A 19,878-nucleotide genomic window follows, 5' to 3' on the forward strand; every position below is an offset into this window, starting at 1 on the left:
CACTATCCCGAAAGGGAGGCGAACCCGGGGAACTGAAACATCTAAGTACCCGGAGGAAAAGACAACAACCGTGATTCTCCTAGTAGCGGCGAGCGAACGGGGAAGAGCCTAAACCCATGTCATGTTCAAGCGTGAGGGCGTTGTGGCGTGGGGGTCGTGGGACCGGCGGTGGCTGCCTCATCAGCCACACGAAGTTACCAAGAAGTCGGATAGTCGAAGCGTCTGGAAAGGCGCGCCAGAGAGGGTGACAGGCCCGTAGGCGAAATCCGCGCTTCCTTCGGTCGGTATCCCAAGTACCACGGGGCACGAGAAACCTTGTGGGAATCCGGCGGGACCACCCGCCAAGGCTAAATACTCGTCTGTGACCGATAGTGAACCAGTACCGTGAGGGAAAGGTGAAAAGCACCCCGGGAGGGGAGTGAAAGAGACCCTGAAACCGTGCGCTTACAAGCTGTGGGAGCCCCGCACCTAAATCCCTTCTGCGCGGGCGGAAGGACAGGCACTTGAGAAGCAAGTGCGCCGGAGGGATTTAGGTGCGGGGTGACCGCGTGCCTTTTGCATAATGAGCCAGCGAGTTACTCGTCCCATGCAGGTTAAGGTGTTCAGCACCGGAGCCAGAGCGAAAGCGAGTCTGAATAGGGCGCAGGTATGGGGCGGTAGACGCGAACCCAGGTGATCTACCCATGGTCAGGTTGAAGGTTCTGTAAAAGGAACTGGAGGACCGAACCAGGACACGTTGAAAAGTGTTTGGATGAACTGTGGGTAGGGGTGAAAGGCTAATCAAACCTGGAGATAGCTCGTACTCCCCGAAATAGCTTTAGGGCTAGCCTCGGGTGATGACTGACGGAGGTAGAGCACTGGCAGAACTAGGGCCCTCACCAGGGTACCAAACTCTGATAAACTCCGAATGCCGTTATGTTTAACCCGGGAGTCAGGTCGCGTGAGATAAGTTTCGCGGCCGAGAGGGAAAGAACCCAGACCGACAGCTAAGGCCCCTAAGTGTGGCTTAAGTGACAAAGGATGTGTCGTTGCTCAGACAACCAGGAGGTTAGCTTAGAAGCAGCTATCCTTTAAAGAGTGCGTAATAGCTCACTGGTCGAGCGATGTCGCGCCGATAATTTCCGGGACTCAAGGCCACCGCCGACGCTCCGGGATCCGCAAGGATCGGTAGGGGAGCATTCCGTTAACCGGTGAAGGTGGGAAGCGATTCCTGCTGGAGGAGACGGAAAAGATCATGCTGGCATAAGTAACGATAAGGAAGGTGAGAAACCTTCCCACCGAAAGTCTAAGGTTTCCTCCGTAAAGGTAATCTGCGGGGGGTTAGTCGGCCCCTAAGCCGAGGCCGAAAGGCGTAGGCGATGGGAAACAGGCGAATATTCCTGTACCCGTGTTGGACCGTTTGAGCGATGGGGGGACGCAGACGCGTAAGGACAGCCGGACACTGGCTTGCCGGTCTAAGCGTGTGGGAGTGTGATAGGCAAATCCGTCACAAATACTCCGAGGCGCGAATGGGAGAGCCGCAAGGCTCGCAACTGTCCCCAAGCACGCTGCCAAGAAAAGCCTCTAAGCGAGGGACGACGCGGACCGTACCGCAAACCGACTCAGGTAGATGGGGTGAGAATCCTCAGGTGATCGATAGAACCGTGGTTAAGGAACTCGGCAAATTAGCTCCGTAACTTCGGGATAAGGAGTGCCTCCTTGGGAGACGGACTTCGCGTCCAGATTTCGAGGGGGCCGCAGTGACCAGGCCCAGGCGACTGTTTACCAAAAACACAGCACTCTGCGAAGTCGTAAGACGCGGTATAGGGTGTGACACCTGCCCGGTGCTGGAAGGTTAAGGGGAGAGGTCAACCCCGCACCTAAATCACTTCGAAAGACCGCCATGCATTTTGTCTATGTGTTGCAAAGCACGTGTGTCGAACCCAGCTGGTACATCGGATCCACCCGGGATCTGGAAGCCCGCTTGGTGGCGCACAATGCCGGCCTCACGGCCTCGACACATGGGAAGACATGGCGCATTGTCTACTACGAAGCCTATCTGTCAAAATCGGCGGCGCTGCTTCGGGAGCGGCGGCTGAAACAGGATGGACGAAGTAGACGGCTTTTGATGGAACGAATTCGTTCCAGCTTGGAGTGATTTAGGTGCGGGGGGTAGCTTTGAACCGAAGCCCCAGTAAACGGCGGCCGTAACTATAACGGTCCTAAGGTAGCGAAATTCCTTGTCGGGTAAGTTCCGACCTGCACGAATGGTGTAACGATCTGGGCGCTGTCTCGACCACGGAATCGGTGAAATTGCAATGTCGGTGAAGATGCCGGCTACCCGCGACAGGACGGAAAGACCCCGTGGACCTTTACTATACCCTGACATTGGGTTCTATCTTAGCATGTGTAGGATAGGTGGGAGACGTTGAGGCGGCCACGCCAGTGGTCGCGGAGTCACCCTTGAAATACCACCCTTGCCCTGGTGGAATTCTAACCGCGATGCGTGAATCCGCATCCGGGACAGTGTCAGGCGGGTAGTTTGACTGGGGCGGTCGCCTCCCACATGGTACCGGAGGCTCGCAAAGGTTCCCTCAGCACGGTCGGCAATCGTGCGAAGAGTGTAAAGGCATAAGGGAGCTTGACTGCAAGACCAACACGTCGCGCAGATGCGAAAGCAGGCCTTAGTGATCCGGCGGTAGAGTGTGGAATTGCCGTCGCTCAAAGGATAAAAGGTACCCCGGGGATAACAGGCTTATCTCCCCCAAGAGTTCACATCGACGGGGAGGTTTGGCACCTCGATGTCGGCTCGTCACATCCTGGGGCTGTAGAAGGTCCCAAGGGTTTGGCTGTTCGCCAATTAAAGTGGCACGTGAGCTGGGTTCAGAACGTCGTGAGACAGTTCGGTCCCTATCCGTCGTGGGCGTATGAGAGTTGAGAGGAGCTGCATCAAGTACGAGAGGACCGGTGTGGACGAACCTCTGGTGTACCAGTTGTCGCGCCAGCGGCACGGCTGGGTAGCTATGTTCGGATCGGATAAGCGCTGAAAGCATCTAAGTGCGAAACCGACCTCAAGATTAACTCTCACTCAGGCCCGTCCGAGACTAGGACGTTGATAGGCGACAGGTGTACGCACGGTAACGTGTTCAGCCAAGTCGTACTAATCGGCCGTGTGACTTGATCTTTTTCTTCCCCTGACACGCAGGGTGACTCTTCGATGACTTACGGTTCAATGCAACAAGACGCCACATGTCAACCAACACCCTTGACATCCATTACAGGTGACCATGGCGGCGGGGTCCCACCTCTTCCCATCCCGAACAGAGAAGTTAAGCCCGCCCGCGCCAATGGTACTGCAGGGGTAACCCTGTGGGAGAGTAGGTCGTCGCCTGTTCTTTCTTCACACGAAAGGCCCCAACCGGGGCCTTTCGTGCTTTTTCGCGGGAAATTGCCGCCACGATCTTGATGGGAGGCTTCCTCCATGTCCAAGCTGTCCAGGTACCGCCGCCTCTCCCTCTTGCTGGCTCTGGTCGCTGGACTGAGTCCCGCCCATGCCGACTACCGCACCTACTCCCAGCTTTGGCAGATCGGCGGCCACAGCCTGCCCGATCTGGATGAGCTGGCCCTGCCTCTGACCGAGATCGACCAGCCTGCCCAGTCCCGGCGCAATCCGGCCCTCATCAGCGGCGCCACCGGGTGGGGCCTGGCCTTCACCCACCAGGCACAGACAGGTGATCCAGAGAGCACGTGGCGCAAGGCCGTGCCGCGAAGCCGTCCCTGGATGCCGGCCGGGGCGGCGCTGCGCGGTTGGCTGGGACCCTTGGCGGTGGGGACGGGCTGGGAGCAGCGATACAACAGCCACGAGCGCACCTGGGTCACGCCTTTCGACACGCTAAGTGCCGGGCGGGACTGGGATGCCCGTTTGGAGCGCTGGAACTTTCAGGCGGCCTGGGACCTGCTCCCGCCCTGCTGCGGCGGCCTCGGTCTGCGCTTGGGCGCCGGCCTTTCCCGCAACAGTCTGCGCGTCGATCAGGTGGAGGCCCAGCGCTACCTGGGTGAATGGAGTTGGCAAGCGGGCGGCCGGGCGCAGTGGGGGGACCTGGTGGGCGCGGTGGGCTGGGAGGGCCCCGCAACCTGGAGCCATGTGGCGCCGGTGTGGACCGGCCCTGCCCGCGACCAGCGGGACACCGTGCAGGTCTGGGGCCGCCTGCCGCAGGCCTGGCATGCCCAGGCGGGCTGGACCTTCCGACCGGGCTGGTCAGCGGATCTCAACCTGCGCTTCACCGAGTGGAGCGGGCAGCTCCTTGGCTTTCGCGATCGCCTGGAGGCGGCGCTCCTGCTCCACCACGCCTTGCCCGGCGCCGTGGGCTGGCATGCCGGCCTGGCCAGCAGCGGCACCAACCCCGTGCGCGGCTCCTGGCTGGACAAGCAATTCGACGGGGAGCAGAGCACGCTCTTCCTGCTGGGTGGCGTCAGCCTGCCGCTGGGGCCGGCCCGCCTTGACCTGAAAGTGGCCGACAGCCACCTTGGACCCGGCGCCTTCCGCAAACAGACGATTATCCAGGTAGGCCTGGGCCGGTCATTTCCCGCTGGGGGGAAGTGAGGACCGCGCGCCAGCCATAGACGATCTCACAAGGAGAGTCGGTTCCGTCGGCGGATTGACGTTGCCGTCCCGCAGGCAGCCATCCAGCAGCCTTTCCGCATCGGCGATCACCCCCTCGACCAGCGCCGCCGGCGCGGCCTGCGGGCTGTCAACATAGGCGGCGGCCAAGGCCATTGCCCGTGCGATCGCTGCGGCCTGCTCCAGATCCAATCGGCCGGCGGGCACCAGCACCTCGTGAACCAATCGCAGGGTGGGAAGCGCCCAGTGCCCCTCTTCGACAATCAGGGACTTCAATGCAGCGATCATGCCGGCCTGGACCTGTGCCATGCTCTCGGAGCCCTGGTCGCCGGCCGCCAGGAGGCGCGCCGCGGACAGCTTGCGCCGGGCGAGAGCCTGCCACTCCGCCCGTCGCGCCGATCCCAGCGCATCCTGGAATCCTTCCTGGTCCAGCAGCAGCTGGGCGGTGGCAAATGGCGAGTCCGCTCCCAGGGCCGCCAGGCCGTCCAGCGCGCTTGTCTCCATCAGCGCCACGCCGGCCTTGCGGGCAGCGGCCCGGGTGATGTCATCCACCCGGTCCACCAGCGCCACCAGTTGGCCGGAGGCCAGGCGGAAGGCCTTGCCCAGGCGCGGACCCAGGCAGGCCGCCAGGTGGGCAAGCGGCTCGTCGAGTCCCTCCAGGTGGGGTGGACCCGCGGCCGTGGGCCTCTCCTGTCCTGCGGTTAGTGGGGAGTGTGCCTCCCGTGGGGCGTCGCCCTCTTGCGACTCGATCGAGTCGCCCGCCTCCGTGTCAGATTCGCCCAGCGCCTGGCGCACGGTTTCCAGACAACTGGCCGGCGCATGCACGCTGATCTCCTCCGAGCGCGGATCGAGGGCGGCGTCGAACAGCTGGCGCTTGGAACCCAGCGTGCGTTCCAACCCGCTCTCGAAGGAGTCCTCGGCGATGAGCAGCAGGACGTGGACGCGCTCTTGCTGGCCGTGGCGATGCACGCGTCCGATGCGCTGCTCGAGCACGGCGGGGTTCCAGGGCAGGTCCAGGTTGATCAGCGTGCCGGCGAACTGCAGGTTCAATCCGACGCCGCCCGCATCCGTGGAGAAGAAGACCCGGCAATCCGGATCCTCGCGGAAGCGCTCGATCAGGGCCCCGCGTTGGGCGCTGGGCACCCGGCCATGCAGGCGGACGTGGGGAATCCCCAGTTTCTCCGCGCGCTGGGCGGCCATCCGGCAGAAGCGCTCCCACTCGCTGAACACCACGACCTTGCGGCCCTCATCCAGGCAGAGGTCGCTCAGCAATTGCTCCAACTCGTCCAGTTTGGGCGATCCGATCGACTCCTTGTCCACCAGTCCCGCGGCGTTGCAGGCCATCCGGGCCCTCTGCATGGCTTTGAAGAGCCGTTCCTGCTCCTTGGGGAGGAGGTTGCGCCGACGGGCCGTGGCGGCCAGTTTGGCGGCGGTGGCGACGCCCTCCTCCATCAGTTCCCGCTGTCGCGCCGTCAAGGGTGTCAGGCGACGGGTGTCGATGCGCTCGGGCAGTTGCCGCATCACGTCGGACTTGTCGCGCCTCAACAAGACGGGAGCCAGGCGGCGGCGCAACTCATCGAGATTCTTGTAGCCCTCGATGCGGCCGCGGTCCTCCGTGCGGATCATGAATTGCTCATTGAAAGCCCACAGTGGGCCCAGCACCCGCCGATCCACCACCTGCATAACGCTGTACAAGTCATCGAGCCTGTTCTGCAGGGGAGTCCCGGTCAGGACGAAGGCGAAGGGCGTGCGGATCGTCTTGATCGCTTCGGCGGTCCGGGTTCGCCAATTGCGGATGCGCTGCGCCTCGTCCACGATCAGCAGGTCGGGCGCAAGCTCGGCGATCGCTTGGCCGTCGCGCAGGGCCAGCTCGTAGTTGGAGATGGTGAATGGACGCCGGGCGCGGTACTGCTCCAACCGTTCGGCCGGTCCGCCGTCGACGATCATGGCCGTCTCCCCCGTGAAGCGCAGGATCTCCGCCGCCCATTGGGATTTCAGCGAGGCGGGGCACAGCACCAGGGCACGGCGGAGTTCGTCCCGGTTCCGCAGGATCTGGGCGCCGGCGATGGCTTGGAGGGTCTTGCCCAAGCCCATGTCGTCAGCCAGCAGGCCTCGACCACCGGCGGCCAGGAAAGCCGCGCCCTCCAATTGATAGGGATAGAGTTCGCCCCGAATGCCGGGGATGCGGGCGCCCTGCATGGCGCGCAGGATCTCCTCCTTGCGCCGACGGCTCAAGCGCTGGTGGGCTAGATGCTCGGACCACTCCTCCGCGTCCTTGTACACGACCACGCCAGGCACCAGGCGCGCGCGGCTCCGCATGCGGTCGAAATCCGCCACGGGATCGCCCAGGAGGCAGCCCGCCCGGTCGAAGTAGTCCTGCGACAAGCGACGCTGCGACTCGCTGGGTCTTGCCGGAAGCAGAAGGCGGATGCGCGGCGTGTCGCGCATGTCAAGGAGGATCTGCGCCAGGCCTGATCCCAGGCGGGCGGCGCGCTCGTAAGCCCGCGGAGCGCGAGTCCGCAGGCGGACCAGGACCGCCTCGATGTGCTTGCAGGTGCCCAGCATCGATCCGGCGTAATCCGGGCAGGTGCAGCGGTTGACCGATTCACGCAGGGAGCGGATCTCCACCTGGTAGCCAAGTCCCTTCGCGGATTGCACCGCGAAGATGCCGAAACAGGACTCCCCCTCCAGGCGCTTGACGACGAAGTCCTCCTTCATCCCACGCGCTCTCCGCACAGCAAGCTCGCCGGCCTCCGGACCTTCCGCCACGCCCGCAGTGGCCGGGGCTCCCAGGGAGAAATGCTCGGCCAGGACGGCGATGGCATGCTTGCAGAGAGGCTCCCAGGTGAAGGGGCACGAGCAGGTGGACAGGATCTCCTCGCCGTCGTGCTCCAGCGTGACCAGGTAGGGTTCGCGCTCTGTGCCGATGACACGTGCCTCCAGGCGATCCGGCGCGGCGACCAGTCCCTGCACGCGACCCGCGCCCGCGTAGCCCAGGCCCCGTCGGATGATGCGCGGACTGGCGAGTGCCGCCAGCCGCTCCAGCGTGAAGTCCCGCCGGCGCGTGAAGAAACCGTTTCCCTTGGTCGCCATTGCCGTCTCCCCCTCCCATCAGCCGCCGCCATGCCGCCCAGTGACACATGGGAACATCGCCGCCGAGCCGGCGCCAATCGTCCTTGCCGGCTGCCCACCTGCGGGAGTGGCCGCGTCAGACGGTTGCCGGGCGGGTGCCGGTGCTATCTGCGCAGCCGCAGGAACTCCCGCTCGAAGAAGAAGAAGGATGTCTCCACGCGGCCATTCTCCGGGCTGTCGCTGCCATGCACGGCGTTCTCGCCGATGGAGGCGGCGTAGAGCTTGCGGATGGTTCCCGCCGCGGCCTCCTTGGGGTTGGTGGCGCCGATCACCTCGCGCATGCGCTTGACGGCGTTCTCGCCCTCCACGGCGATGGCCACCACCGGGCCGCGGGTCATGTACTGCACCAGCTCGCCGTAGAAGGGGCGCTCCTTGTGGATGGCGTAGAAGGTGCGGGCGTCCTCCGGGCTGAGCCGCACCTTGCGCAGGGCGATGATGTCCAGGCCCGGTTGCTCTTCGATGATGGACAGGATGTGGCCGATGTGGCCCTGCTCGACGGCGTCGGGCTTGATGATGACCAGGGTGCGTTCCATGGTGCTTCCTTGCTGATGGCGCGACGGGCGCGCGGTTAGGGATTGACAATGCGCTTGCGGCGAACCCCCATCCCGGCCTTCCCCCTGGCAGGGGGAAGGCGTCAGGACAACAGCTCGGCCATCATGGGGCCGATGTCGGCCGGCGACTTCGCCACGTGGATGCCCGCCGCCTGGAGGGCCGCCATTTTCTCCGCCGCCGTGCCCTTGCCGCCGCTGATGATGGCGCCGGCGTGGCCCATGCGGCGGCCGGGCGGGGCCGTCTGGCCCGCGATGAAGCTCACCACCGGCACCTTGATGTTGTCCGCGATGTAGGCGGCGGCCTCCTCCTCGGCGCTGCCGCCGATCTCCCCGATGAGGACGATGCCCTTCGTCTCGCGGTCCTCCTTGAAGAAACGCAGGATGTCGGTGAAGGTGCTGCCGATGATGGGGTCGCCCCCGATCCCCACGCAGGTGCTCTGGCCGATGCCGCGGCCGCCCAGCTGGCCCACGGCCTCGTAGGTGAGGGTGCCACTGCGGCTGATGACGCCCACCGGTCCCGGGCTGTGGATGAAACCGGGCAGGATGCCCAGCTTGGCCTGCCCCGGCGTGATGATGCCCGGGCAGTTGGGGCCGATCATCACCGTGGAGGAGGCCTTGAGCGCCTCCTTGACCGGAATCATGTCGCGGGTGGGAATGCCCTCGGTGATGGTCACGAGCAGGCGGATGCCCGCCTCCACCGCCTCGAGGATGGCGTCCGCGGCGAAGGCGGGCGGCACGAAGATGATGGAGCTGTCGGCCCCTGTGGCGCGCACGGCGTCGCGCACCGTGTCGAAGACCGGACAGTCCAGGTGGGTGGAGCCGCCCTTGCCCGGCGTCACGCCGCCCACGATGTTGGTGCCGTACTCGATCATCTGGCCGGCGTGGAAGGAGCCCTCGCCGCCGGTGAAGCCCTGCACGATGACCTTGTTGACCTTGCCCAGAAGGATGCTCATGGTCGTTCTCCTCAGTTGCCGCGCGCGGCGTGGACCACCTTCTCGGCGGCGTCCTTCAGGTCGTTGGCCACGATCAGGTCGATACCGCTGCCACGCAGCATGGCGGCCGCCTCCTCGTGGTTGGTGCCCGCCAGGCGCACCACCACCGGCACCTTCAAGCCCACCTTGCGCACCGCCTCGATCACGCCGCCCGCCACGCGGTCGCAGCGCACGATGCCGCCGAAGATGTTGATGAGGACGGCCCGCACGTTGGCGTCGGAGAGGATGATGTTGAAGCCAGCCTCCACCGTGGTGGCGTTGGCGCCGCCGCCCACGTCCAGGAAGTTGGCCGGCTCGCCGCCCACGTGCTTGATGATGTCCATCGTCGCCATGGCCAGGCCGGCGCCGTTGACCATGCAGCCCACCGTCCCGTCCAGCTTGATGTAGTTGAGTTCGTGCTTCGAGGCCTCGATCTCGTTGGGGTCCTCTTCGGCCAAATCGCGCAGCTCCAGGAAATCCCGGTGCCGGAAGAGGGAATTGTCGTCGAAGTTGACCTTGGCGTCCAGGGCCAGCATCCCCCCGTCCTTGGTGGAGACGAGGGGATTGATCTCGAAGAGGCTGGCGTCGGTCTCCTCGTAGGCGCGGGCCAGGGCGAGGAAGGTCCGCACCGCGGCCTTGTGCTGATCACCCGCCAGGCCAAGCCCGAAGGCGAGGCGGCGCGCCTGGTAGGGCTGGAAGCCCACGCGCGGGTCCACCGCCTCCTTGATGATTCTCTCCGGCGTCTCGGCCGCCACCTTCTCGATCTCCATGCCGCCCTCGGTGGAGACCATCAAGGTGACGCGACTGGTCTGGCGGTCCAGCACCAGGCCCGCGTAGTATTCGTGGTCGATGGCGCAACCCTGTTCGATCCAGAGACGGCGCACCCGCTGGCCCTGCGGTCCCGTCTGGTGCGTCACCAGCTGCATGCCCATGATGCGCGCGGCGTGCTCCTGGCACTCCTCCCGGCTGCGCGCCAGCTTGACGCCGCCGCCCTTGCCCCGTCCGCCGGCGTGGATCTGCGCCTTGACCACCACCACCGGCTGCTCCAGCAGCTCCCAGGCATGCCCCGCCGCCTGTCGCGCATCCTCGCCCTCGAGGACGGCCACGCCCTTGGGCACCGGCACGCCGAAGCGCTGGAGGATCTCCTTGCCCTGGTACTCGTGGATCTTCATCGTGAACCTCTGTCAGTCGTTATCATGTGTGATTCATCCCAATTGAATCGGTATCGATATCGGTATCGGTATCGGTATCGGAATCGTTGGCGTCAGTCGTAGCGCATGGCGCGACGATTGCCTTAGTATTCTTCATTACCCTTCATACCCTTTCCGCAACCGGCGTGACAGGCGTTGACTACGGTGGTAAATATATGTCAGATGCCAATCTTCAGGTTAATCATTTTTTCATAAACTTCTTAAAACAATCATAACAAACAGGTTTTATTATTGTTGACTTGTTAGGCTTGCCACAAGTATGACAATGCCTCTCCTCATATTGCGGATTCTTATATTTAACCCAAGATGCATAACAATCTCTGCAATACGGCATTTCCGAGTTTGGTTTGATTTCTTTTTCACATCTAATGCAATAACCTTTATCTGGGATAGACTCCTTCGCACCAGAAGTAGGTTTCGACTTTGTGCCACCTTTTGTAACATGAACATCATCTACCTTTTCCACTGTGACTCTAAGTTCATCACTAGATCTAATTAATCTCATGATTTCTTCGTAAACTTCCTTATATAGTGATAAGTCCTCATCCCTAGAGATTAAAACACCAATCTCGTTGTTATTTACTTGTGAATATTCGTAAAGATTCATTGAAGTTATCAGAGCAGAACTCTCGTTTAAATAGCATTTTGCATGCAGATTTTTGCAAAAACTAGTTCTAATTGATGTTTTCGACTGCAACCATGCCATTTCTTCAGGTTGAAGTTCGCTTTTCCCATAAACGACACGCACATCAAGTTTCATACGATCTTTATCTTCCAATAACGTCTTCACACGATCGTTTAGCTTTAAATATGGACTAACAAGGATTAATTTTTCGCTAGCGCTATTGATTATTCGCTCAAGCTCATAGGAGACTCCTGTAGTGGTCAGAAACTTGGCCATTTGAATGTCCTTACTCTTGTATGTCTAACGCTATCGATATCGATACCGATATCGAATTCACTCGCAGTCGATCCCGATAGCGATCCCGATATCGATATCGATATCGAAGATGCCGGCCGATTGTGATCCACTACCGCTCGATCCAGGTCCCGCCGCGCCCATGCACGGCGTCCTCCACGCCGCTGAAGTCCGTGATGACGCAGCGCTCCCCGCCACCCTCCAGGAATTGGATCGCCGACTCGATCTTGGGGCCCATGCTGCCGGCCGGGAACTGCCCCTCGGCCAGCCAGATGCGGGCCTGGGCCACGGTCATGCGGTCCAGCACGCGCTCGCCGGGCTTGCCGAACTCCACCGCGACACGGGGCACGCCCGTCAGGATCATCAGTTCGCGGGCACCCAGCTGGTTGGCCAGCAGAGCCGAGCAGCGGTCCTTGTCGATCACCGCGTCCACGCCCTCGAGATGGCCCTTGGCGTCCAGGTAGCAGGGGATGCCGCCGCCGCCGCCGGCGATGACGATGACGCCCGACTCCACCAGGCGCCTCAGCACCTGGATGTTGACGATTTCCAGCGGACGCGGGCTGCCCACCACCCGGCGCCAGCCCCGGCCTGAATCCTCCCGCAGGGTCCAGCCGTAGTCCTGGCGGAATTGCATGGCCTCTGCCACGCTGAAGAACTGCCCCACGAATTTGGTGGGCTCCAGCAGGGCGGGATCCTTGGGGTCCACCAGCACCTGGGTGAGGAGGGTGGCCACGTCGCGTTCGATCCCGTGGTCGTGCAAGTAGTTTTGCAGGCTCTGCTCGATCATGTAGCCGATGGAGCCCTGGGTGTCGGCCACCAGCACGCCCAACGGCGTCTCCGGCACGACGCTGAGGCTCAGCTCGACCCGGCGCAGCAGCTTGCCCACCTGAGGTCCGTTGCCATGGGTGATGACCAGGCGCAGGTCCGCCTCGAAGAGCGGACGCAGGGCGCGCAGGCTGGTCCGCGTGTTGGCGAACTCGTCGTAGATGGTGTCGCTCGAGCGGGTGGAAATGGCATTGCCGCCCAGGGCGATCACGATCGTGCGCTCGGTCATGGTCTGCCTGCCCCTGAAAAAGCTGTCAATATAGTTCAGGGGCATGCCGGAGTGAAGGAGGACAAGGGCTTCGCCCCGCCACGGACGCGGATTTCCACCGATCGGGGCCGGGAGGGGCCCTCAGCCGGACAATCGGGCCTGGAAGGCTTCCAGCAGCAGGGCGGGATCGATGTTGTGCAGCAGGGCGGCCTGGGTCAGGTTCTCCTTGGCCTGGCCGGGGCAGCTGAAGCAGCCGTCGCCCATGCGAGGATGCAGCGCCCACCGAATCACACCGTCGGTCTCAGTCTCAGCAGACTGAGATGGGTGAAATCGTCGTGGGGGAATCCGGTGTCGTCCATCGGCTTGCCCGTCCAGGCACACACGGCGGCTTCGATCGGATCCAGGAAGCAGGCTCGCCCGGGCGCAGGCGGCAAGCGGCGCAGGAGAGCTTCCAGCCGGCCTTCGCCAAACATCTCCTCGTCACGGTTCATGGCTTCCGTCACGCCGTCGGTGTAGCAATAGAGCCGGTCCCCTTCCACGAGATGGGCCGCCTGGCACGGAAAATCGTCTCCTGGCAGGATCCCGAAGGGGATGGTGTCGGCAACCAGGGGCACGAGCACGCCCCCCGCAAGCACCAGATAGGGCGGGTTGTGCCCGGCGTTGACCGATTCCAGCCGGCCCGATCCTGGATCCAGGAAGGCGACGAAGCCTGTGGCGAAAGTTTCGCTGGCGGTGTTGTCCACCAGAACCTGGTTCACCTGCCGCGCAATCTCGCAGAGGGAGGCCCCGGTTTTTGCCAGGACGTGGCAGGCCGCCTGGAGGGTGGAGACGACCAGGGCGGCCTCCAGGCCCTTGCCGGACACATCGAACATCACCAGCGCCAACCGGCCGCTTGGCATCGGGATGACGTCGAAGTAGTCGCCCCCCACCTCCTTGCAGGACTTGGTCAGGCCAGTGATCTCATAACCCTCGACGTGGGGGATCCGGTCGGCGCCGGGGACGATCCGCCGCAGGATCCGAGCCGCGGCCAGCAGCTCCCGCCGGACCTGTTCCGTTCTCACCAGCTCGCGGTGCATGTCCAGGTTGTCAAGTGAGATCGTCACCTGGGCGGTGAAGGACTCCAGCAGGCGTATGTCGCGGACACTGAAGGGCGCTCCGGAGAGCTTGTCCCCCAGCAGCAGGAAGCCACGGGCCACGTCCGCCGCGGACAGGGACAGCATGTGCGGGAAGCCGCTCTCGCGGATGCTCGACGGCGCGCGACGGAAGAGGGCCGACGGGGCCGTGACGCTGTCCGGGGCCAGGTCCGACGCCGCAACTCGCAGGCAGGACGTGCCCGTCTCCCCGCCACCTTCCGGCAGCAGGGGCACGTAGTCCGAGCCGGATCGGACCACGCACATGGATTTTGTGAGGCGCAATGCACGCGGCAGGCGGTCGGTCAGGATGCCGGCGATCGCCGGTTCGGAGATCGACTCTGCCAGTTCGCGGGAGAGGTCGCCCAGGACTTTCTGATAGTCGTAGGCGTCCCGGTAGAGGACCCGGTCGACGAGCACACGGACCTGCCCGATCAGACCACTCAACAGCAAGTAGGCTGTAACCACGCCCAGCGCGACCAACAGGGGGATCGAGTAGGTCGCTCCCGTCGAATGGAAGTGGACACCGACCGCGGCGATCCCGGCCAGCAGGCCGGCGACCAGCCCGGTCGAGACCGCGTGGACGATGGCCCTTGAGAGGACCCATTCCACCTCGAACATGCGGTAGGCCGTCACCGCCATGGCCCAGCCGACGGGAAACAGGAGGAGAAAGACCTGGGCCAGCCAGAGCGGGATGAGCGGGGCCTGGCCGAAGGCCGCGGGGGCCTTGTAGAAGAAGACAAAAGGGGACACGCTGACCAGCAGCGAGAAGAAGGCCCACTGTGTCCTGATCCTCCCGGTCGGACTGACGGGTCGCCACAGGCGATAGACCAGGCAGCCGTTCATGAAGACGAAGGAGAGCAGGAAGGACAGGTTGTGGATCTGGTTGAACAGGACATCCCAGACTCTGATTCAAGGGTGGTCCAGGCCCGTTTCGATGCGGACAAAGGCCACCGACAGCACGGTCGCGACCATGAAGCCGGGCAGGTAGATCCCCTTGAAGGACAGCCACGGATGCCCCGGCAGCAGGGTGATCCGACAGAAGCGCTGGGTGTAGTCGATCAGTCCGGCGGGCAGCAGGCCGTAGACAAGGATCCAGAGGACGCCGTAGCCGACATGCAGGAGGGGTTGGCTGAAGACGTTGGTCGTGTCTGCCAGGAGGAAGGCGATGCCGACGAGGACCGAGGCGCGGCTGTAGGCATTGGCGGTCGCCCGGCGATCCCCATGGTACCATACGAGCAGCCCCAGCGAGCTGAACATGATCCCCAGGCTCAGCATCAATGTCAGGGTGACCGGGGTGAAGGTCGGAACCAGATCCAACTCCAGGCGGACGAGCTGGCCGTCTCGTCGGACGACGATCGGCAAGGTGGGGCCCTCAGGCTGGCGGCAGGCTGCCCAACGCGCCTGCTCGGCGCTGGTGATGCGAAGGGCGTTCAAGGAATCGACCAAGTCGCCGTCCTGCAGGCCGGATTGCAGGGTGGCCGGGGAGAAGGAGATCCCCTGCATTCGAACTGAGCCATGGTCCTCTGAAAAGGAAAGCTGGGGATCGATCCGCCGCGTCAGGTTGAACCAGCCGGCGGCGAAAAGGCCCGCCAGGAGGACGAATCCCATGACCAGCCTTGCCTGGCTACCCTTCATGGCAACTCCCGTGCTTAGCCACTCCGGCGCGATGGCTGGCCCACGCTTGCCAAGGGTCAGGGCACCCGGGTGGTGGGCGTCCCTCCTGACGGGAAGTTCAGATATGAACAATGCCTAAACACTATGAATCCAGGGAAATCCTAATAAAAGGTGGTCAATTATTCCAGGTAACTAGATTTCATTATCTCAAACATAGAAAGTACATATTAATAGTAAGGGGTGTGCTTTGTTAAAGAACGGCGTAGGCGGATCTCCACCTCGGCGAAGTTTTCAGAAGACTTGCGATCAGACAGAATGAGAACGGATCGCGAGGGCGCGGATTCGGAGACGACTCCGGCGCGTCGGTGTCAGATGCGTTTTCTCAGTTCCCCCAGCAGCAGGGCGGGATCGATGTTGTGCAGCAGGGCGGCCTGGGCCAGGTTTTCCGTGGCTTGGCCGGGGCAGCTGAAGCAGCCGTCGCCGAAGAAGAGGCGGATCGTCTCCTCCAGCTGCGGGTGGCGCGCCAACACCTCGCCGATGGTCTCCTCGCCGGTCAGCCGGACAGCGGCCGTGGCGGTTGGAGCGAACGGGGGCGGTGGTGGCGGCGTCCCGCCGCGCGGGGCCGGCGCCGCGAGGGGCAAGCCCTTGGCAGCGAGGCGCTCGTCCACCGAGGGGGCGGCCAAGAGGGTGGCCGCCAAGTTGATGGCGAAGAGCAGCACGCCGGCCAGGGAGACGAGGGCGAAGAGGGGGCGGAAGCCGGCGTCGGCGAAGACCAGCCCCAGCAGGCCCAGGTTGGAGATCCAGAAGTGGGGAGCCACCAGCCGGGGCCAGCGCAAGGTGGTGCCGTTGAAGCGCGGCAGGATGAAATAGCCCACGCCGTAGACCATCATGGCCATGAAGCCCAGCAGCAGCAGGTGCAGGTGGGCGAAACGCAAGTGGGCGGGGCTGCCCCAGCCCAGCAGCATGGCCACGCCCAGGGCGGTCCCCAGGCAAAGCCAGGCCAGGCTGGCGAAGATGAAGGATCGGGTCGTGCGGTCCATCAGGCCTCCACCGCCGCGGCGGCCATGGTCAGACGGTCGTCGAAGAGGCGTCGGCCGCCCGCCGTCACCTCCGTCCGGGTGAAGCGGACGCCGGGCAGGGCGTCCATCAAGCCGGCCATCCAGGCGCCGTGCAGCTCCAGGGCGAGGTCCCCGGCCAGGCCGGCGTGCCGCCAGAGGGACTGATGGAAGAGCAGGTCGCGCCGCAGGATGAAGGCGCGCTCGGAGGACGCCAGCACCTGGGAGACCGGGTCGCAGGGCATGCTCTGCAGCAGGACGCGCTCCACCGCCGCCAGCAGTCGGCGGGCGTCGGTGGCGAGGAGAGGATCCTCCGTGAGCAGGGCCTCGCCCAGCCGGACCCCGTGTTCGTGGAGCCGGGCCCGCACCTGGGCCGCCCGCTCCGGACGGTCGGCCAGCAGGGCCCACAGCTGGGACTCGGAGAGGAGCAGGGATTCCATCTGTTCCAGCAGCCAGGCATGGATGGGCGCCGCGGCGATCAGCTCCGCCAGGTCGCCGGCGGGGGGCTGATGGTGCAGGGTCCAGGCGGCGGCCAGCTGCTCGCGCTGGCCCGGACTCATGCGCGCCGTGGCGAACTCATGCAGATCCTTTTGGCGGACCGCGGCCAGGCCGATGCGCTCGTACATCACATGATGAATGGGACCCAGGGTGGCGCTCACGTCCGCTCCTTCATTGCGATTCGTTGTTGCGGCAAATGTGTGAAAATCGGACAAGAAGGTCCAAATGAATCGAGCGGGGGTGCTTGCCGGCCTTATTTGCGGTCGAGCCGCCAGACGCCGTCCCAGTTTTCCCGGTGGTGCAGGACGAGGAACTCGCAGCGGCCCAGCAATTCACGGGCGGCGCCATCGCCCGGAAAGCCGGCCAGATGTTCGTGGAAGAGGCGGGCCGCCGTGCTGAAGTGGCCGACGGCGTAGCAGGCCCGGGCCTCCTCGTAGCCGGCCAGCCAGGCTGGATCCGGCTCGCCGTCCGCCACCAGCAGCTCGTGCACGGCCACCGGCGTCCTCTTGCCCAGCACGCGCACGACGTCCACCAGGCGCGCCGCGAACCCGACCCCGGCGGCGTCCAGCACGTCGCGCGTCACGAGGACGGGGCTGGCGTAGGTCTTGGTCAGCCCCTCCAGGCGGCTGGCCAGGTTCATGGCGTCCCCGATCGCCGTGTAGTCGAAGCGCAGGTCGGAGCCGAAGTTGCCCACCAGGACCGGCCCGCAATGGACGCCGATGCCCGCCTGCAGATCCGCGAAAGGCGTGCCGGCGAATTCCCGGCGCAGGTCCTCCAGGCGCCGTTGCATCTCCCGTGCCGCCCGGAGGGCGCGGCGGGCGTGGTCCGTCTGGGCCACGGGCGCCCCGAAAAAGGCGACGATGGCGTCCCCGATGTATTTGTCCAGGGTGCCGCCCTGCTCCAGCACGACGCGGCTCATGGCCGTCAGGTAGCGGTTGAGCAGGCCGCCCAGCTCTCCCGGCGCCACTTCCTCGCTGATGCGGGTGAAGGAGCGGATGTCGCAGAAGAGCAGGCTCAGCTCGCGCCGCTCGCCGCCCAGCCGCAGCCGCTCCGGATGGCGCATCAGCTCGGCCAGCAGCTCCTGTGAGACATAGCGGGAGAAGGCGGAGGCCAGCCAGCGGCGCTGCTGCTCTTCGCCCAGAAGCCGCTGGGCCAGGGCGACGCCTCCGGCCAGGGTGCCCATCACGGCGGGCAGGGCCACTGGGAGGATCAGTCCGCGCTGGAGGGCCGCCAAGCTGACCAGCCAGAGCAGCAGAGCGATGGCGGCCAGCAGGAGCAGGCCTTGCCAACTGCGCCGCCAGGTGAAGGCGAGGGCGGCGGGCAGGGCGGCCACCAGCAGCATGGCCAACAAGCCGACCCGGCCCGCGGCGCGCAGCGGGTCGCCCGCCATCAGGTTGGACAGCTCGGTGGCCTGGATCTCCACGCCCGGGAAGGCGGCCTGGAGGGGAACGGGCTTGAGGTCGGCCAGCCCGGCGAGGGAGGATCCCACCAGAACCACCCGGCCGCGCAGGAAGCCGTCGGGCAGCCGACCCGCCAGGACATCGTAGAAGGGGACGGTGCGAAAGCTCTGCCAGGGCCCGCGATAATTGAGCAGGAGATTGCCCCGGCCATCCAGCCTGAGGGTGCGGCGTCCCGGGCCGCCCGTGTCGCGCAGGATCAGTCGGGCCGGATCGCCCTCGACGGCAAGACCGCGCCAGTCCAGGGCCAGCGGCAGGGCGGCCAGGGCGAGGGAGGGCCAGACCTGTCCAGCGAAGGAGGCAAGCAGGGGTGCCCGGCGCACCACCCCGTCCTCGTCCGGGCGGGCGTTGACGAAGCCCCAACGCGCCGCGCCGGCCAGGCCGGGCAGCAGTGGCTCGAGGCGTTCCTGTGGCCACCAAGTGGCGGGATCCCCCTGCAGGGTCAGGGCGGGGGAGGGCAGCTCCGGGGCGGCCTGGGGCATGGCGTAAAGGAAGGTGGAGCTGTCGGCCGCGCTGAAGGCGGCACCCGCCACCACCCGACCGCTGCTTCGCATGGCCACCAACAAGAGGCTGTCGGCGGCAGGATCGGGCCCTTCGTCCAGCAGCAGGTCCAGGACCACGGCCCGGGCGCCCTCGGCCTGGAGCCGCAGCACGAGGTCGGCCAGCAGGGTGCGGGGCCAGGAATGGAAGCGACCCAGTTTGTCCACGCTGCGGCGGTCGATGTCGACGATGAGCAGGAGCGTGTCCGCGGCGGCCGGTCGCGGGGGCAGGGCGCGCGCCCGGAGATCCCCCAGCCGGGCCTCCACGTTTTCGAAGAGGCGACCGGCCGGCGACCAGGCAGCCAGCAGGAGGCCCAGTCCGGTCGCCCCCAGTCCGGTGGCAAGGGCCCGCAGCAGCTTCCCGCGCCGCTCAGTCATCGAAATGGGCGTCCCGCTCCAGGTTCCAGCGCACCCAGTCCTCCTGCCGGTCCCCTTCCGGGTCGAAGGGCTCCACCGCATAGCGACCGTCCGCCCGCAGGCGGAGGAGCTGGCCCTGGACGACCTGCACCCATTCCGCCAGGGTGATCTCGTAGGGGCCTGGCACCGGCCGGGGCGCCCCCTGGACGGGCACCGGCGCGCCGCCGCTGGATCCGGCGGCGGGCGTGCTGCCGACCTGTCCGCCGCGCGGGGGGCCGGTGTCCACCCGACCCTCGTAGACCCAGAGGGCCAGGCTGGAGTCCGCCTCCGCCTCGGCGCGGAAAGTCGTGCCGCGCACGGCCATCACCGCGGTGGGGCTGCGCACTTCAAGACCGCCCTCGCCCAGGCCGCGCAGACGGCTCCAGATGCGCCCGATGACCAGCTGCAACCCGCCTTCGGCCGCGCCCTCGTGCACGGCGAGATCGGCCAGGCGGACCAGGCTCTGCTCGCCCAGCCGCACCACGCTGGAGCCCAGCTTCAGCTCGGCCCGGCTTTCCGGGCCAGTGCGCAATTCGTGGGCGGCCGTGAGGGGTAGTTCCAGGCGGGCCTGTTGCCAGGGACCCTCCCCCGTCCGCCAGCGGACATCCCCAATGTAGAAGCTGACGGAGCCCACGGTCCGCTCACCGGTGGATGCGGCCATGGCAAGGGCCGCGACCAGCACGGAGCACAGATGGATCAGGTGTCGATTGCGCATGGTTGGATCCCTGGCTGTGGAGGCGACGCATGGCCAAGGTAGGAGTCTGCCGGA

At 65.0% G+C, this 19,878-nt stretch carries 14 protein-coding genes and 2 rRNA genes (1 of these 16 running past the window's edge); 3 read left to right on the plus strand and 13 right to left on the minus strand.

Annotated elements, in window-relative coordinates; translation table 11 throughout:
- The 3 genes from Q8O14_11525 to Q8O14_11535 all read left to right on the plus strand — a co-directional run.
- Positions 1-3,164 (plus strand): 23S ribosomal RNA (locus Q8O14_11525) (it extends 145 nt beyond the left edge of the window).
- 92 nt (positions 3,165-3,256) lie between these two features.
- Positions 3,257-3,373, plus strand: a 5S ribosomal RNA gene (rrf, locus tag Q8O14_11530).
- An 87-nt stretch (positions 3,374-3,460) separates the two neighbouring features.
- On the plus strand, positions 3,461-4,582 hold the full coding sequence (locus Q8O14_11535; GenBank protein ID MDP2361358.1) for a hypothetical protein: 1,122 nt from the start codon (positions 3,461-3,463) through the stop codon (positions 4,580-4,582).
- On the opposite strand, the gene Q8O14_11540 is transcribed toward Q8O14_11535, so the two are convergent.
- The 13 genes from Q8O14_11540 to Q8O14_11600 all read right to left on the minus strand — a co-directional run bounded on the left by Q8O14_11540 (position 4,559) and on the right by Q8O14_11600 (position 19,824).
- Positions 4,559-7,693, minus strand: coding sequence for a DEAD/DEAH box helicase (locus tag Q8O14_11540; protein MDP2361359.1), 3,135 nt, complete (start codon positions 7,691-7,693; stop codon positions 4,559-4,561). The two genes, Q8O14_11535 and Q8O14_11540, sit on opposite strands and share 24 nt — an antisense overlap.
- 143 nt (positions 7,694-7,836) lie before the next feature.
- Positions 7,837-8,265 (minus strand): nucleoside-diphosphate kinase, encoded by a 429-nt coding sequence (gene ndk, locus Q8O14_11545; GenBank protein MDP2361360.1) that lies wholly within the window; start codon positions 8,263-8,265, stop codon positions 7,837-7,839.
- A gap of 101 nt (positions 8,266-8,366) precedes the next feature.
- A complete protein-coding gene (gene sucD / locus Q8O14_11550) occupies positions 8,367-9,236 on the minus strand; it encodes a succinate--CoA ligase subunit alpha (GenBank protein MDP2361361.1) in 870 nt (289 codons plus the stop codon).
- Between the two features lie 11 nt (positions 9,237-9,247).
- The gene (gene sucC, locus Q8O14_11555; protein ID MDP2361362.1) at positions 9,248-10,426 is read right to left on the minus strand and encodes an ADP-forming succinate--CoA ligase subunit beta; all 1,179 of its coding nucleotides are present in this window, start codon (positions 10,424-10,426) and stop codon (positions 9,248-9,250) included.
- A 220-nt stretch (positions 10,427-10,646) separates the two neighbouring features.
- The gene (locus tag Q8O14_11560) at positions 10,647-11,366 is read right to left on the minus strand and encodes a phospholipase D family protein (protein MDP2361363.1); all 720 of its coding nucleotides are present in this window, start codon (positions 11,364-11,366) and stop codon (positions 10,647-10,649) included.
- Between the two features lie 130 nt (positions 11,367-11,496).
- On the minus strand, positions 11,497-12,438 hold the full coding sequence (locus Q8O14_11565) for a carbamate kinase (GenBank protein MDP2361364.1): 942 nt from the start codon (positions 12,436-12,438) through the stop codon (positions 11,497-11,499).
- 120 nt (positions 12,439-12,558) lie between these two features.
- On the minus strand, positions 12,559-12,681 hold the full coding sequence (locus Q8O14_11570; protein ID MDP2361365.1) for a hypothetical protein: 123 nt from the start codon (positions 12,679-12,681) through the stop codon (positions 12,559-12,561).
- A 23-nt stretch (positions 12,682-12,704) separates the two neighbouring features.
- Positions 12,705-14,393 (minus strand): SpoIIE family protein phosphatase, encoded by a 1,689-nt coding sequence (locus tag Q8O14_11575; GenBank protein MDP2361366.1) that lies wholly within the window; start codon positions 14,391-14,393, stop codon positions 12,705-12,707.
- A 66-nt stretch (positions 14,394-14,459) separates the two neighbouring features.
- Positions 14,460-15,185 (minus strand): hypothetical protein, encoded by a 726-nt coding sequence (locus tag Q8O14_11580; protein ID MDP2361367.1) that lies wholly within the window; start codon positions 15,183-15,185, stop codon positions 14,460-14,462.
- Positions 15,186-15,532: 347 nt separating this feature from the next.
- On the minus strand, positions 15,533-16,204 hold the full coding sequence (locus Q8O14_11585) for a DUF1858 domain-containing protein (protein ID MDP2361368.1): 672 nt from the start codon (positions 16,202-16,204) through the stop codon (positions 15,533-15,535).
- A complete protein-coding gene (locus Q8O14_11590; protein MDP2361369.1) occupies positions 16,204-16,878 on the minus strand; it encodes a hypothetical protein in 675 nt (224 codons plus the stop codon). Before Q8O14_11590 ends, Q8O14_11585 begins: the two co-directional genes overlap by 1 nt.
- Before the next feature lie 92 nt (positions 16,879-16,970).
- Positions 16,971-19,091, minus strand: a complete 2,121-nt coding sequence (locus Q8O14_11595) for an adenylate/guanylate cyclase domain-containing protein (protein ID MDP2361370.1) — start codon at positions 19,089-19,091, stop codon at positions 16,971-16,973.
- Positions 19,084-19,824 (minus strand): FecR domain-containing protein, encoded by a 741-nt coding sequence (locus tag Q8O14_11600; GenBank protein MDP2361371.1) that lies wholly within the window; start codon positions 19,822-19,824, stop codon positions 19,084-19,086. Before Q8O14_11600 ends, Q8O14_11595 begins: the two co-directional genes overlap by 8 nt.
- Between the last annotated feature and the right edge of the window lie 54 nt (positions 19,825-19,878).

Source organism: bacterium (assembly GCA_030685015.1).
GTDB lineage: Bacteria > CAIWAD01 > CAIWAD01 > CAIWAD01 > CAIWAD01 > CAIWAD01.